Annotated in this window: 11 protein-coding genes; 6 read left to right on the plus strand and 5 right to left on the minus strand. The window is 43.2% G+C overall.

Annotation, left to right across the window (positions count from 1 at the left end):
- Window positions 1-215: 215 nt before the first annotated feature.
- Window positions 216-1,418, minus strand: coding sequence for a PepSY-associated TM helix domain-containing protein (locus ABIC84_RS04615; protein ID WP_429262803.1), 1,203 nt, complete (start codon window positions 1,416-1,418; stop codon window positions 216-218).
- Between the two features lies 1 nt (window position 1,419).
- Entirely contained in the window at window positions 1,420-3,777 is a 2,358-nt protein-coding gene (locus ABIC84_RS04620; RefSeq protein ID WP_429262804.1) for a TonB-dependent siderophore receptor, read from the minus strand.
- A gap of 263 nt (window positions 3,778-4,040) precedes the next feature.
- On the opposite strand from ABIC84_RS04620, the gene ABIC84_RS04625 reads away from it, so the two are divergent.
- Both ABIC84_RS04625 and ABIC84_RS04630 read left to right on the plus strand, forming a co-directional pair.
- On the plus strand, window positions 4,041-4,439 hold the full coding sequence (locus ABIC84_RS04625; protein WP_429262805.1) for a hypothetical protein: 399 nt from the start codon (window positions 4,041-4,043) through the stop codon (window positions 4,437-4,439).
- 50 nt (window positions 4,440-4,489) lie between these two features.
- Window positions 4,490-6,661 carry a TonB-dependent receptor gene (locus ABIC84_RS04630; RefSeq protein WP_429262806.1) on the plus strand — a complete coding sequence of 724 codons (2,172 nt, stop codon included), beginning with the start codon at window positions 4,490-4,492 and terminating at the stop codon, window positions 6,659-6,661.
- A gap of 157 nt (window positions 6,662-6,818) precedes the next feature.
- Here ABIC84_RS04630 and ABIC84_RS04635 read toward each other — a convergent pair whose 3' ends face one another.
- The 3 genes from ABIC84_RS04635 to ppk1 form a co-directional block, all read right to left on the minus strand.
- On the minus strand, window positions 6,819-7,382 hold the full coding sequence (locus tag ABIC84_RS04635) for a UbiX family flavin prenyltransferase (RefSeq protein ID WP_426588220.1): 564 nt from the start codon (window positions 7,380-7,382) through the stop codon (window positions 6,819-6,821).
- 173 nt (window positions 7,383-7,555) lie between these two features.
- Window positions 7,556-8,434, minus strand: a complete 879-nt coding sequence (locus tag ABIC84_RS04640; RefSeq protein WP_426588222.1) for an exopolyphosphatase — start codon at window positions 8,432-8,434, stop codon at window positions 7,556-7,558.
- A gap of 2 nt (window positions 8,435-8,436) precedes the next feature.
- The gene (ppk1, locus tag ABIC84_RS04645; protein ID WP_426588224.1) at window positions 8,437-10,482 is read right to left on the minus strand and encodes a polyphosphate kinase 1; all 2,046 of its coding nucleotides are present in this window, start codon (window positions 10,480-10,482) and stop codon (window positions 8,437-8,439) included.
- A gap of 193 nt (window positions 10,483-10,675) precedes the next feature.
- On the opposite strand from ppk1, the gene ABIC84_RS04650 reads away from it, so the two are divergent.
- The 4 genes from ABIC84_RS04650 to aroA all read left to right on the plus strand — a co-directional run bounded on the left by ABIC84_RS04650 (window position 10,676) and on the right by aroA (window position 15,561).
- The gene (locus tag ABIC84_RS04650; protein ID WP_274988748.1) at window positions 10,676-11,167 is read left to right on the plus strand and encodes a YajQ family cyclic di-GMP-binding protein; all 492 of its coding nucleotides are present in this window, start codon (window positions 10,676-10,678) and stop codon (window positions 11,165-11,167) included.
- Between the two features lie 943 nt (window positions 11,168-12,110).
- Window positions 12,111-13,019 carry a prephenate dehydratase gene (locus ABIC84_RS04655; RefSeq protein ID WP_426588228.1) on the plus strand — a complete coding sequence of 303 codons (909 nt, stop codon included), beginning with the start codon at window positions 12,111-12,113 and terminating at the stop codon, window positions 13,017-13,019.
- 90 nt (window positions 13,020-13,109) lie between these two features.
- Window positions 13,110-14,240 carry a bifunctional 3-deoxy-7-phosphoheptulonate synthase/chorismate mutase type II gene (locus ABIC84_RS04660; protein WP_110583756.1) on the plus strand — a complete coding sequence of 377 codons (1,131 nt, stop codon included), beginning with the start codon at window positions 13,110-13,112 and terminating at the stop codon, window positions 14,238-14,240.
- A 7-nt stretch (window positions 14,241-14,247) separates the two neighbouring features.
- On the plus strand, window positions 14,248-15,561 hold the full coding sequence (gene aroA, locus ABIC84_RS04665) for a 3-phosphoshikimate 1-carboxyvinyltransferase (protein WP_429262807.1): 1,314 nt from the start codon (window positions 14,248-14,250) through the stop codon (window positions 15,559-15,561).
- Window positions 15,562-15,692: the final 131 nt, after the last annotated feature.

The raw sequence follows: 15,692 nt of genomic DNA on the forward strand, positions 1-15,692 counted from the left end.
CCTTTGCTGACTGAAATGATCCTATTGGGTATGCTTTGGGCTTAAAGAATATATGTATTTGTTTATTACTGTAAGTTGCTCGATCATATCTCAATATCCTGCTCAATTTCGAATGATTAACAATTCCTTTTACGTAAACTGAAGTTAGGATAAATACCGTGGCGCCTGAACTGCCTGCCCGAAGATCAGCTTCGGGGCAGGCAGGACTTTGATCCTTAGGCCAATGGCGAGGCTGCTTTTTTCTTCTTTTTACCCCACCTGCGGTTATACCAGATCAGCGTGCCCGTTACCGGTAAACTCGCGCCGATCATACACGCGACGAAAGCCAGTATTTTGGTCGGCAGTCCGAGGATCTGACCGGTATGGATATCGAAATTCATGCGGTATAGTTTTTCGCCCGCAGACAGCTCGCCGTAAGGGCGGTCTTCCTCATCAATATAATGTAATGGTTTAAGTGTGCTTTGATCATAAAAATAGGTTGCGCGGTTATAAATAATGGTGCCGTCACCGAAGAATACCATCGCCTCGTAAGGTTCTTTGGCTTCATGGGGGGCGGTTAAAACGATACGCCCGAAATCCGGATGGCGTTTGGCCGTTTGCCGCCAGATATGGTCCAGTGCCACGGCTACCACAGGCTTGTTTATAAGCGTCGTATCTGACGATGGCTCATCTTCTTTGAGTTCAACGGGCGTTTTCCAGGTCAGCGTACGGTACATGCCGTGTTTGAACCAATCGAACGTAAAATAGATGCCTGTAACCGTTAAAAAAAGGATAAAAATGGAAGCATAAAACCCGACCACATTATGCAGGTCGATATTCAATCGTTTCCAGTTGGCGTTCCATTTGATCTTAAAGCTCCTATTGCGGTTTTTTTGGCTCCAGCTTCGCGGGTACCACCAGATCAGGCCGGTAATGATAATGACCAGGAATATCAAACAGGCCGAACCGACGATGGGACTGCCGATCTTTTGCGGCAACCATAGAAAGCGGTGCCCTGCGCGTACAAACAGGATAAAGAATTCGAAGGACGAAGGCTTACGTTTATCCAGGATAATATGCCCGTCATAAGGATCAACATAGATATTGGCAATACCTTTTTTACCGAAAGTATAGCCAACCATGACCGAACGCCCGCGGCCGTTATTGATGAGATTGCTCAGTGTTGCCCCGGTATCTTTTTTTCCCCCAAGGTAAGCCTGGGTTTTGGCAATAAGCGCGGAGGGCTGAAGATACGGCCTATCACGTACTTCAACGCGCTGGTATTTTTCCGTAAAATAGCCGATCTCGTAGCGCCAGACCCAAAGCCCCCCTGTAAAACATACAATGAAGACGATCAGGCCGGAGATCAGCCCCAGCCATAAATGCAGCCATTCCGCTACAAGGCGGAAGGCTGATTTCTTTTTTCTATTCGTTACCATATTAAAACTTGATCGTGAGATTAGCGACTATATTGGCCAAAGGCTGGGCTGAACCGGCAAGGTCCCAATACTTTTGTTTGGCGAGGTTATTTACCTTAAAATCAAAGCGCCATTTCGGCTGATCATAAAAAACAGCCGCGTTTAGGATAGTATAATGCGGCAGGCTGTAAGTGTTGTCTGCGGTTAGAAAGGCCTTGCTTACATAGTTGCCGCCAAAGCCGATCCCGACATTTTTTAAAGTCTGCCGGAAGCGGTAGCTGACCCACCAGTTAGCGATCCTTGCGGGCGCGGTAGCTGCCATATTACCTTCCAGGGCAGGATTGGTAGTTTTTAAGATCTTATTGTTATTATAAGCATACCCCATGATGATGTTCAAACCAGGCAAGGGGTTGGCAATCAGCTCGGCATCCACTCCCTTGCTAACCTGCCTGCCGTCCTGAAAGGTAAAACCTTTTGAATCCGTTCGGGTGGCGTTGGCGATGTTGGTATAGTAGTAACTTAAGGTCAGGTTCACTTTTTTTTCAAATGCTTCGGTCTTGATCCCACCCTCCGTTTGGTTGGCGAAAATGGGCTTCACTACGAATAAAGTACCGTCGGGTTGTTGGACTGGGGCAATATTCTGGAAACCGCTCATGTAATTAACGAACAGCGAAACCTGGTCTTTAACCGCCTGGTAAACCAAACCCAGTTTTGGAGCCACTGAGTTTTGGGTATAAGGACTTGATAGGCTCGGGCTGGTATAGCCTTTATAGCGGTAGTGATCAAAGCGGAGGCTCAGCATGGCGAAAAGGCGTTCATTCAGGCTGATCACATCCGTCGCATAGGCGCTGGTGGTAAACTGGTCTGAAACACCGAATGGAGCAAGCATGCCGTATTTAAGAAAATACTCATCTACTTTAGCCTTGCCCACAGCAACCGGGTTAGGGGTTTTGTTTACATCTACCGTGTCGATAAACCGGTTAGCCGGTGTAAACGTACTATAGAAATTGCCGTTATAATAACGGTAGCTCAGGCCAATCAACACTTTATGTTTGATTGCGCCTGCTTTGAATTCTCCATTGATGTTTTCCTGAAAATTGGTATAATTATTAAACATCGGGCCATAAAGCACCACATTGCGGGCCACTTTTGTCGGAGAGATCCAGGTCGGATAATATTGATAGCTCTGTTTAACGTTCTCGCTTACGAAAGAGAATAAAGTGGTCGCGGTCCAGTTGTCTGAAATCTTGTACTTACCTTCCAAAAATAGTTTATTGGAACTGGTCAGCGCGTTGGCATCGTCGAGATACAGTGACTTGTTATAAGCCAGCGGGATTTGGTCGGCACTGGTGATCCCTGAAGCAGGCGTTACGCGGGTATACATGATCCTGGTCTGGTCGGTATTGAAATACTCTAAATCGGCGCTCAGTTTCAGGCGGTCGCTGACCTGGTAAGACAAGCTGGGCGCAATGAGCACGGTGTTATTATGCCCGTTGGTTAAAAAACTGTTCTGGCGGTTTACAGCGGTATTGATCCGAACCAAGGCTGTTCTTTCAGAATTTAGCGGAGCGTTCACGTCCGCACTGACCCGGTTCAATCCGTAGCTGCCCAACGTGTATGAGGCTGCGCCGCCAAACGTATCGTACGGCCTCTTGGTGACCACATTGACTACTCCGCCGAAAGAAGAAATATTAGCTCCGAACAAAGTACCTGAGGGGCCCTTCAGCACTTCTATACGCTCGATATTACCGATATCCAAGCCAGAACGGCTGGCTACCGTTTCCATCCCGTTACGGGCGTTAATCCCTGTAATAAAGCCGCGTGAAGTAATGGCGAAGCCACCCGCCGGGTAGGTATTTGGCGCAGCCCCTGTAATGTTACTGGTGGCCTGGCTGATATTGGTTGCCACCTGCTCACGCAGTAATTCCTTAGTCACTACGCTGTAAACCTGCGGGTTTTCCAGATTGGCCAGCGGCATCCTGGCCACCAGCTCGCTTTTTTTATTGGCAAATTTGTTGGTTTTAGCACCCTTTACCACTACTTCCTGCAATTGCTCATTAGTCTCGGACAATACAAAATCAACGGTCAGTGTTTCGCCGGCTTTGAGCTCCACTTCTTTGTTTTGGGTGATCAAGCCTATAAAACTGGCCGTCAACGTATAACTGCCCGGAGAGACGTTTTTTAATTGATAATTGCCCTTTTGATTGACGGTCGTTCCCCTGGTTGCACCATTCAAGCCGATCGTCACAAATTCAGCGGGCTGGCCGTCCGAGGTTTTGACGGTCCCCTTGATGGTCCCGGTCTGGGCGAACAGGACCGCCGAAAAAAATAATGAAAGAAAAGTAAAGTAAAATTTTTTACTGCATAAGAAAGAATACATCTTTGTTTAAATGATTAATGGGTTGAAGGATCTGTTAACATTGGCCGGTAGGAAGTTTGGCGACGGATCACCGGCTTTTTTATGCGTATTAATTTATTACATAGGGCGCATCTTATTCGTGGCAAAGAAACACGTTATTTAGAATAAATCCAAATAAAAATAGCGCCACCTGCATACACTAATCGCATGTAATATTATACACCCGTTTTTCCATGAGATGTAAACTCAGTTTTCCTACAGAATTTATTAGTTAATTTACGCTCATGCTCAAAAGGATCGCGGCTTTTTGGATGATCGGATATTTGCTCTTTGGCTGCATTGTTTTGCCATTGGGTGATTTTTCGCTGCTTAACGAATTACCGCGCATGTACCGGGCTTATGAAAAGGTGGTCACACCTGACGAAAAAGGCGTACTGGATTTCATCGGTGATTACCTGCTGAACGGCAAAGATCTGTTAAACCATAACCAGCATGATCAGCCATCAAAACCCGGTGCGTTGCAATTCCAGGGTACGCCATCCTTTGCTGTTAATATTCAACCGGTTAGCCCGTTTTTGGCTGAACCGTTATCATTAGGCTCCATCATCCCAGCTTTGTTACATCATAGCTCCGGTGCTTTGAGTTATTACCACCCTTCTTTGTTTCGTCCGCCTTTAGCATAGGAAAACCCTCATTTTCTCAATCATCAATTTCTTATGTTTTAAGCTATTTCATGCGCTATTTACTTTTAGGCGCTGTGTTGCTGGCTTCAGTGGCTGCACGTGCACAGCATATTTTATCTATTCTGGTCAAAGATGACCAAACCAAACAGTCCATAGCCGGTGTGACGGCTTATATCAACGAATTAAAAAGAGGCGCTGCTGCGGATAGCAACGGGCATATTCTGTTCAACCTGCCCAGCGGCAAATACGAGATCAAATTCAGTATGGTGGGTTATCTACCGCAGGAAAAAACTTTCGTGTTGCCAGTCAAAAATATCAAGCCTGTTATCGAGGTTTACCTGGAGCCAATGGCAGGTGAATTGGCGGAGGTGGTGGTACAAACCAACCGCACCAATCAAAACCGCAGTGATGTGCCTACCCGTATCGAAGCACTGCCTGCTGAGGAACTGGACGAAAAACGCACCATGCGCCCCGGCGATATAAAAATGCTGCTGGGCGAGATCACGGGTGTACATGTACAAGCGACTTCGGCGGTAAGCGGCACAGCGAGTTTCCGAATCCAGGGGCTGGATAGTCGTTATACGCAGTTATTGCAGGACGGATTGCCAATGTACGATGGCTTTTCGGGTGGGTTAAGCTTGGTGCAGGTTTCGCCACTTAACCTGAAGCAGGCCGAGATTATTAAAGGTTCGGCATCGACACTTTACGGTGGTGGGGCTATTGCTGGTTTAGTTAACCTGATCACCAAAACGCCAGCGGCTAAACCCGAATTGACCTTGCTGCTTAACCAGAATTCGGCCAAAGGCACCGATGCCAGCGGTTTTTACAGCCAGCAATGGACACACATTGGAACAACAATTTTTAGTTCTTATAACTATAATGGTGCTTACGCTCCGGGTAATACAGGGCTCTCCGCGGTGCCTAAAACCAATCGCTTCACGCTTGCGCCAAAAGTATTCTTAAAGCCAGGCAACCGCGATCAACTTTGGTTTGGTGTTAACTTCATGCACGAAGATCGTTTAGGTGGCGATATGCAGGTCATCAACGGCCATGCCGATAATCAGCACCAATATTTCGAGCATAACCTAAGCGCCCGTCTTTCCACGCAGTTTTCCTACACGCATAAGCTTGACTCGAACAACCAACTGAACTTTAAAAATACGATTGGCTACTTTTACAGGACAATAGGTGAGCCGCAGTTTCTATTTAAGGGCAATCAATTATCATCTTATACCGAAGCTAACTATGTCCGTAATGGCAACATTGCAAGCTGGGTAGCCGGTGCGGATGTTTGGACAGATCATTTGTCGCAACCAAACGGAAGTGTAGATTTAAGCTATAGCCGCAACACTTACGGAATTTTTGCTCAAAATACCTTCAAACCCACAAAATGGTTAGCTGTAGAAAGTGGTATTCGGCTTGACGAAAACTCGCCGTCATCTGCAAGCTCAAACGGGTTATTCCTGTTGCCACGCGTTAACACGCTATTTACGCTCGATGAACATTGGAGTAGCCGCGTAGGCGGCGGTTTGGGCTATAAGATGCCCGATATTTTTAATGACGATGCCGAAGAACAGGGCTACCGGTATTTGCAGCCATTAAATATTGGCGCAACCAAAGCCGAACGTTCGGCCGGTGCCAACGCAGATGTAAATTATAAAGGCGCAGTAGGCGATGCTTTTTTGCAGGTTAATCAGCTATTCTTCCTCACCAAAGTGAATGATCCATTGGTATTACAAAATAATGCCTTTATAAACGCTACGGGTTACCTGATCAGCAAAGGGGCCGAAACCAATGTTAAGCTGCTGATGGATGAGTTAGGGATTTACCTTGGTTATACCTATACAGATGTACAACGCCATTTTAACGGGTTAAGCAGTGCTCAGACATTAACACCCAAACACCAGTTAAACGCAGACCTGACCTACGAAGTGGAAAACAGTTTCCGGGCAGGCGTTGAGGGATTTTATACAGGTTCACAATTATTAGATGGTGGCACAACAGGTCGTGATTATTGGACTTTCGGACTGCTTGTGCAAAAGATGTGGAAGCATTTTGTTATTTTCATTAATGCCGAGAATCTTACTGATCAACGACAAAATAAATGGGGACCGATTTATACTGGCTCGATTTCTAATCCCGTGTTCAAAAATATTTATGCGCCGTTGGACGGTAGAGTTATTAATGCTGGAGGTATAATAAAGCTGCTTAACAATAAATAAAAGAAACGCCCCCTCGGTAAGTTGTCAATTTTATTGGCAACTTTTTTATGATTAAACATTACTATGTTGCCTGGCTAACAACTTTCTTTGATTAAAACCATACTATATAAGCAACTGATTAATAGACTATTGATACTTAACCGAAGTGATGTAGAATTCAGATCCCCTTCCACTCATAGCTTTTACTTTCCAGACCTATTAAATCAATAACCCGGTTTACTACTGTCATAGCCAGCTCTTCAATAGTTTGGGGCTTGCTGTAATATGATGGGATAGCCGGGCATATGATACCCCCTGCTTCTGTAACTGCCGCCATGTTACGGATATGGATCAGGCTGAGTGGCGTATCACGGGCTACCAATACCAGCTTCCGGCGCTCTTTAAGGATCACATCGGCCGCACGGGTGATCAGGTCGTCGGAGATCCCTCCTGCTATCCTTCCAAGCGCCCCCATAGAGCAGGGAACAATTACCATGGTATCAAACTTTGCCGAACCCGAAGCAAAAGGTGCCATGAAATCATTTTTAGCGTAAAATTTAAAAGGGAACCGGCTGTATTCTTCGTTGTCGAGTTCAAACTTCCAAACATCTTTGGCATTATCTGACATAACAACGCCCACTTCGGCAATTTGATCCTGCAATTGAGTTAGTTTTTTCAGCAGCAGACTGGCATATATTGAACCACTGGCGCCCGTAATAGCAACAACTATCTTTTTCTTCATAATTACTCCGTCAACAACCCAAACACACAAAAAGTTAGGGGCACAAAAAAGGGTCGAATAACTTGTACCCGACCCTACATCTACCTATGAAAAACATGCCCTTGAGAGGGCACTACAAATATAATAACACTTTTTAAATTATTAAACAATTTGTTAAAATAATTTTAACCTGTTTATTGAATATTTTTTTCTATTAAAGTTTGGATAATTCCATCAACCATACCTACCCTGGGCACATATATGTTTTTGATATTAGCATTTTTCATTACCGTAAGATAAATTTCACAGGCGGGAATAATTACATCGGCCCTATCCTGGTTTAGGCCAAGCACGTTGATCCTGTCTTTCAGTGAAAAAGAGCTCAGGTACGTATATAATGATCTTAGTTTAGCGAAAGTTAGCGGCATATCTTCTTTTTCTTCGGATAGCCTGAACAGTTTATTAATGTTGCCGCCGGTACCTATGCCCGATAATTGCTTAAAGCTACGGGTATTGTCGCGCACAAAATCCTTCATTTCGTTCCAGGTTTCTTCGGTGTCCTGGTTATCAAGAATGCGGATGGTGCCAATGTTAAACGAACGCGAAACGATCAGCTCCCCTGCCGAAAACAGCGAAAGCTCTGTACTGCCGCCACCTACGTCAATATAAAGGTAGTTTTTGCTTTTATCAATATTTTGCTCGGCATGACTGGCATAAATGATACTGGCTTCTTTAGATCCATGTACAATTTCAATATCGATGTTAGCTTCACCCTTAATCAGCTTCACAATATCTTCCCCGTTTTTGGCTTCGCGCATGGCCGATGTTGCACAGGCTAAATAATCGGTAACCTTATATACATCCATCAGGTTACGAAAAGCAACCATTGATTTAACCAGTTCTGTAGTTTTTTTCTCAGATATGTGCTGCTGTATAAAAGCATCGTCTCCCAAACGCAACGGAACACGGATCAATGTATTTTTTTTGAACGACACCGATCCGGTGTTTTGAATTATGTCGGCAATTAACAGCCTCACGGCGTTTGAACCTATATCAATGGCGGCGTATCTCAATGTTATTTCGTTTTATTTTTTAAATAATTATATATTTCAATTTGCGCCCGGTGGCTTTCGGGCGAATTTGTTTTGTGGTATTTATTGGTATTCTGACTGTTGATCTCGCGGGCTTTGGTGTTATCCTCAAGCTGGATATCAATAATATCCCTTATCTCCTGCTGCAGCTTTTCGTCATATATCGGGAAGCCAACTTCAACACGGTTGTCAATATTTCGGGTCATGAAATCGGCCGATGTAAGGTAGATGAGCTCCTTGCCGCCATTGCAATAAATATGTACCCGGGCGTGTTCAAGGTATTTATCTACAATACTAATCACCTCTATATTTTCGCTATAGCCCTTCACTCCCGCAATTAAGCAGCACATCCCTCTGATGATCATCTTAATTTTTACGCCTGCATTACTCGCCTGGTATAACTTGCTAATGAGATCTTCATCAGCAAGACTGTTCATCTTCAGGATCATATATGCCTGTTTGCCAGCTTTCGCGTTTTTTATCTCGTTATCTATCAACCTGTAAATGGCAGGCCTTGAGTCAATTGGGGATACAATTAAGCTTTTAAGCCCCTTGGGTAATAATCCCTTGTTGATAGCTTTGAAAACGTTCACCAGGTCATCGGTGATTCTTTTGTTAGCTGTAAAAAGGGTATGATCGGCATAGATCTGCGCTGTTTTTTCATTAAAATTACCAGTTGAAAGGCAGGCATAATAAGCCAGCTTACCTTTTTCGGTACGGCTAACCAAACATATTTTTGAGTGCACCTTGTAACCGGGCACACCGTACAATACTGTTACGCCCTCCTCTTCAAGCCTGTTACTCCAGTGAATATTGTTTTGCTCATCAAAGCGGGCCCTTAACTCTACAAGGCAATTTACCTTTTTGCCGTTTTTAGCGGCATTGATCAAAGCATGGACCACTCTTGAGTTTTCGGCCAAACGATATACAGCAATGCTGATCTCTTTTACCTTAGGGTCTATAGCGGCCTCGCGCAAAAAATGGATCACGTAATCATACGATTGATAAGGTGTGCTTACCAGGTAATCCTTTTTGGCGATGAGCCCTATAAGGCTTTTACCAAATGAAAGGTCGGCCACAGGCAGTGCTATATATTTGCTATACTCAAGCTCCGGTCCGCCAACGTTGGGGAACGAAATAAAATTCTTGAAATTATGGTACCTGTTACCCGGGATAAGACTTTCGCCATGCAGACCCATTTTGCCTACCAGGTATTTCAGCATATCCATAGGCATCTCTGAGTCATAAAGCAAACGCATCGGCTTACCTTTTTTGCGCTTTTGGAGGCTCTTGGCCAGTGAATCGACAAATTTTTCACTCACCTCTTTATCCAGGTCAAGTTCCGCGTCGCGGGTAAGCTGGATGGAGTAAGCCTCGATACTGTCATGTTCAAAAATGAAAAAGATATCCTCCAAACTGTACCTGATAATATCATCAAGCAAAATAATGAACTTCAGGTTATTGGTATCAGGCAGTTTAACAAAGCGTGAAAGATTATCCGGGAACTCAATAAGGGCAAACCTTGTTTTTTTATTGGTGGTAAGCTTTACAAAAAAGTAAACGGCCCTGTCCCTAAGCTCAGGCAGCGGTAAAGTGTCATTAAGCATAATAGGCACCAATGTAGCCAGCAGCTTCTCCCTGAAATAGTTTTTCACGAAAGTACCTCGGGTTACGTTAAGCTGTTTATCATTCAGGATAAAGATCTTTTCTTCGGCCAGCTGTTTGACAATAATGTTTTCGTACAGGTTGTTGAATTTACGTTCCTGCCTTACTACAATATTCTTGATCTGGTTAAGGATCTTTTTAGGGTTATAACCAAGTATCTCTTTCGATTTTTCGTTGAGTGCAGCTAAACGGCTTAGTGTAGCAACCCTCACCCTGTAAAATTCGTCAAGGTTAGATGAAAATATAGCTAAGAACCTAATCCGGTCTATCAGGGGGACGGTTGGGTCGGCCGCTTCTTGCAAAACCCTATCGTTAAAATATAGCCAGCTTATTTCTCTGTTAATTAAGGGAACCTGTTTATCCATAAAAATTTCTCGCTTTACAGCCAGATGTTACAAATCTGCTTATTTATTTGTTAACTTAATATTAACTCATGAGGAATTAACCTGTTTTCATTCATCATTATTTATTGCAGAAATTAAACAATTTGTTGCAATATTGCGCTGTATGTTAACAATACATTAGTTTTGCAAAACTTTTATAACCAACACACTACTTATGCCAACATTTGATATAGTTAGTAAAATAGACGGGCAAACGCTTGATAACGCTATAAATACCGCCAAAAAAGAGATTCTTAATCGTTACGACTTTAACGATTCAAAAAGCACTATCGATCTTGATAAAAAAACAAACCAGGTTACCATAGTTACTGAAAACGATATGCGCCTTAAAGCCATACAAGACAGCATCATAAGCCGGATGGTTAAACAACATCTTGACCCCAAAGCGTTGGATTTTGGCAAAGAGCAATATGCATCGGGCAACATGATCCGTAAGGAAATCAAGATCAGGGAAGGTATAGATAAGGAAGCTGCTAAAAAGATAGTAAAGAAAATTAAAGATAGCGGTCTTAAAGTGCAAGCCTCTATCATGGACGACCAGGTGCGGGTGCAAGGAAAAAAGATTGACGACCTGCAATCTGTTATCAGCCTTTGCCGTTCCGAGGATTTTGGCCAGCCATTGCAATACATTAATATGAGAGACTAATAGAAATCTCTGATAAGAATTTAAAAGATCCTCTTAAAACAAAAGAAGCCGTAGCAAATGCACGGCTTCTTTTGTTTATCTGAAAGTACTATAAACCATGTTTCAATTAACATCCAAACTCCTGCACGACTTTTTGAGCAGACACTCAATCTGAGTTCATTTGAAAAACACTTCTTTAATATCGGGAATCAACCACATTTCATGACCAGTGACTTTATCTATAGAGTTAACCCGGTGAGAATATTTGTTCTTGCAGCTTTTTTCTCAATATATCTATTATTTGCCATTTCAGCATTTTGTGCAAGCGTACTTCATATTGGCAGTGGTTCGTATCCAATAACGCTTCTCTTAATAATTCTTGGACGACTGGGGATATTTATTGGCAGTATAGCCTCTGTAGCGATAAAAGGTCGTAATCAGTATTTGCGAATATCACGTGGCAACCACTTATTCTATTACGGGATTGACGAAAAACACATTAAAGAGTACAATAAAGCCGACGTAGCAGAACTTGCTCATAGAACAACGACGAGCGACCGGAATATGGGTAACGTACAAATCAGGTTCAAAAACGGAGAATTTATACAACCTAAGATGTTAATCCATGATAGGATCTTATTCAGAAGTTTCCGGAAAATTGGGGAATAAAGATAATCTATCCCCAAAATTCTCTTTTCAAACGCTCCCAAAGTGCCGAACACAGAATTTAATTTGGTTGACCTATTATTTTTTACAAAAAATAAAATTTTCTATTGACAAACTCTTTTTTTACCGTACATTTACGTCGTAATAAAAAAGCAAATGAAATTAACAGGTGCATACTTCTTTGGCTACTACTTTTACTTTACCAGTGAGAGCCGGGACTAATATGTACAAAACAAACATATAAAAAAACTAAAAAGTCCCGGCCCACCAGCCGGGACTTTTTGCTTTAAGCAGGTTTATGAAAATAGAACAACCAAAAGTCGCAATTCAGGGTATCCGGGCCTCTTTTCACGAAGAAGCTGCATTGAGATACTTCGGCGAAAACACCGAGACCATTGAATGCAACTCTTTCAAACAAACGTTTGAAAGTTTAAAAAACCGTGAGGCTGATTATGTGGTAATGGCTATCGAAAATAGCATTGCCGGCAGCATCCTGCCAAACTATACCTTGCTGCTTGATTATGGCTTTCCCGTAGTTGGTGAAATTTACCTGCCCATCCAGCTGCACCTGATGGCTTTACCCGGGGTAAAATTCGAGGATATTAAATATGTAACCTCCCACCCTATTGCTTTGCGCCAGTGTGTTGATTTTTTTGATGAGTATCCACACCTTAAAATTGTGGAAAGCAGTGATACCGCGGCCTGTGCTAAACGCATTAGGGATGAGCAGCTAACAGATACGGTTGCTATTGCAAATTCCTTAGCCGCGAAACTTTACGGCCTGGATGTTTTGGAGCGTCGCATCGAATCGAACAAAAGAAACTTTACCCGTTTTCTGATCCTTACCCATCATGATAATATCGAGAAGAAACCGGCTAACAAAGCTTCTTTATGCTTCCAGGTGAGTAACAAAGTTGGTGCATTGGCTAAAGTGCTTAATATTTTTGCCGAAGAAGGCGTAAATATGAGCAAAATTCAGTCGATGCCAATTTTGGGCAAGCGCAACGAGTACAATTTTTATGTAGATATAGAATGGGAGGAGCAAAAACAATATGACGCTTCCATAAGGCAGATCCTTAAGTACACCCATAACTTCAATATCCTTGGCGAGTACGAAAGGCACGATGATGAGCATGCGGTGAGCCCAAAACCTCGCCGGGCCGAACGGAGCATCCGCAAGTATATCAATATCAGGCGTAGTGTATAATAAAGACAATTGGCAAACAGAACCCAAAAAACTAAATAATTTAAATTATCAACTAACACTCCCGGCTACCACCGGACAAACAAAAAAACGATGAAACTAAATTTAAACATACAGCCGCTTAACACCTGGATTAAAACAGGTAAGGAACCTTTGGTTATTTCAGGCCCTTGCAGCGCTGAAACAGAAGAACAATTAGTAGCTACAGCTCATTTATTAGCCCAAACAGGTAAAATCTCAGCTTTGCGTGCAGGTATTTGGAAACCACGTACCCGTCCGGGTGAGTTTGAAGGTATTGGCAGCATTGGTTTGGAGTGGTTAAAACGGGCCAAAGAAGAAACAGGCTTGCCAACTGCTGTTGAGGTTGCTACTGCAAAACACGTTGAAGAAGCTTTAAAAGCGGGTGTTGATATCCTTTGGGTAGGTGCACGTTCAACAGCTAACCCTTTCACCGTTCAGGAAATTGCTGATGCTTTAAAAGGTGTTGATGTGCCTGTAATGGTTAAAAACCCGGTAAATCCTGATCTTTCATTATGGGTTGGCGCATTAGAGCGTATCAACAACGCCGGTATTACCAAATTAGCTGCAATTCACCGTGGTTTCTCATCTTATGAAAAATCAGCTTTTCGTAACGAACCAATGTGGGATGTTGCTATTGCCTTAAAAACACTGGCTCCTGAATTACCTTTGATTAACGACCCAAGTCACATTTCAGGTAACCGGGATCTGATCGGTTATGTGTCACAAAAAGCTTTAGATCTTGATATGCAAGGCTTAATGATCGAATCACATATCGATCCAAGCGTAGCATGGACAGATGCTAAACAACAGGTTACTCCTGCTGCCCTTGCTGATATCATTGACCATTTAACTTTACGTAAGCCAGAAGTTAAAAACTCTGAAGTGAGCGATAAACTGGCTGAACTACGTAACCAGATTGACAAAATCGATGACCTGGTGATCCAAAAAATTGCTGAGCGTATGCAGATTGCAGAAAAAATCGGTCAGTACAAAAAAGACAACGATATAACCATTTTGCAAGTTGGCCGTTGGGATGAGATCCTGCAAAAACGTACTACTTACGGTAAAGCATTGAAATTAAGCGCCGAGTTCACCGAAAAACTGCTTGAACTGGTTCACAACGAATCTATCCGCAGGCAAACAGAGGTAATGAACGCAGGCGCCGCTCAAGGTCAGGCAGCAGAAAAACTTACACACGCTTAATTTTATAATGATGCAAAACATCATTCTTAAAAGAAACAACAAGATCGTTAATGGTACGGTTAACCTCACAGGTTCAAAAAGTGAGTGTAACCGGGCCCTTATTATCGAAGCACTAAGCGAAGGCAAAGTACACGTTGAAAATGTATCTGACGCTGCCGATGCTGTTTTATTGGCAGGTATCTTAAGGAAGAGTCAAGAATCAAGAGCCAAGAGTCAAGAGGTTTTGGCAGGAGATGCCTCTTCTAATTCCGAAATAGCAAATTGCAAATCCGAAATTGTTGATATCGGCCCGGCAGGCACGGCTATGCGTTTTTTGACTGCTTATTATGCTATTCAGGAAGATGAGGTGATCCTAACCGGCAGTAAACGCATGAAGGAAAGACCAATAGGTATATTGGTTGATGCATTGCGCGTGCTGGGTGCCAATATTGATTATGAAGAAAATGATGGGTACCCACCGATTAAACTGAAAGGCGGCTTTAAACAACAAACCGGTAAAATCAGTATTAAAGGCAATATCAGCAGCCAATTCATTACCGCATTATTACTTATTGCCCCGGCTTTACCTTTAGGCCTGGAGCTGCATATTGAAGGTGAATTAACTTCGCGCCCTTATGTTGAAATGACCCTGGCCATGCTGGAAACCGCCGGTATCAAGCATACCTGGCAAGACAATCTCATTGCAATTGCTAACCAGGAATTTACAACAACATCATTACATGTTGAACCTGATTGGAGCGCCGCTTCCTACTGGTACGCTATTGCTGCGCTTGCAGATGAGGCCGAACTGTTTTTAACAGGCCTTACTCCTTACAGTTTACAGGGCGACAGCGTGATCACCGAAATCATGGCTAACTTTGGTATTACTTCGCAGTTCAGGAATGGTGGCGTTCATCTTAAAAAAGAGAACAAACCTATCTCCCGCCGTGAGTTTGACCTGAAAGAATGCCCCGACCTGGCACAAACAGTAATTGTTGTTTGCGCAGCGCTTAATCATGAAGCATCTTTTACCGGCCTTGAAACTTTAAAGATCAAAGAAACCGACCGCATCCTGGCCCTGCAAACAGAGCTTGGCAAAATGGGTGTTAAACTGATTGAAAAAGATGAAGTTTACACGCTTGATTGCAGCGGGAAATTTATACCTGATAGTATCTTCATCAATACTTATCATGACCACCGCATGGCAATGGCCTTCGCGCCGCTGGCTCTCATTCTTCCGCAAATGGAATTTGAGAACGGGCCGGTAGTTGATAAATCATATCCCGCTTTTTGGAATGACCTGGAAAAGCAGGGGTTTGAAGTGGAAGAGAAGGAAGCTTAAAGCTGAAGGCAGAAAGCCTAACGCAAACGTACAAAAGTGCGTTATTACGGGAACAAAGCAATCTCAAGCGAGATCCAGATTTACGAAGTTTTGAAAACTTCGTAAATCTGGATTTTACAATGACAGTTATA

This window comes from Mucilaginibacter sp. 3215 (assembly GCF_050433785.1).
In the GTDB taxonomy this organism is placed as follows: domain Bacteria; phylum Bacteroidota; class Bacteroidia; order Sphingobacteriales; family Sphingobacteriaceae; genus Mucilaginibacter.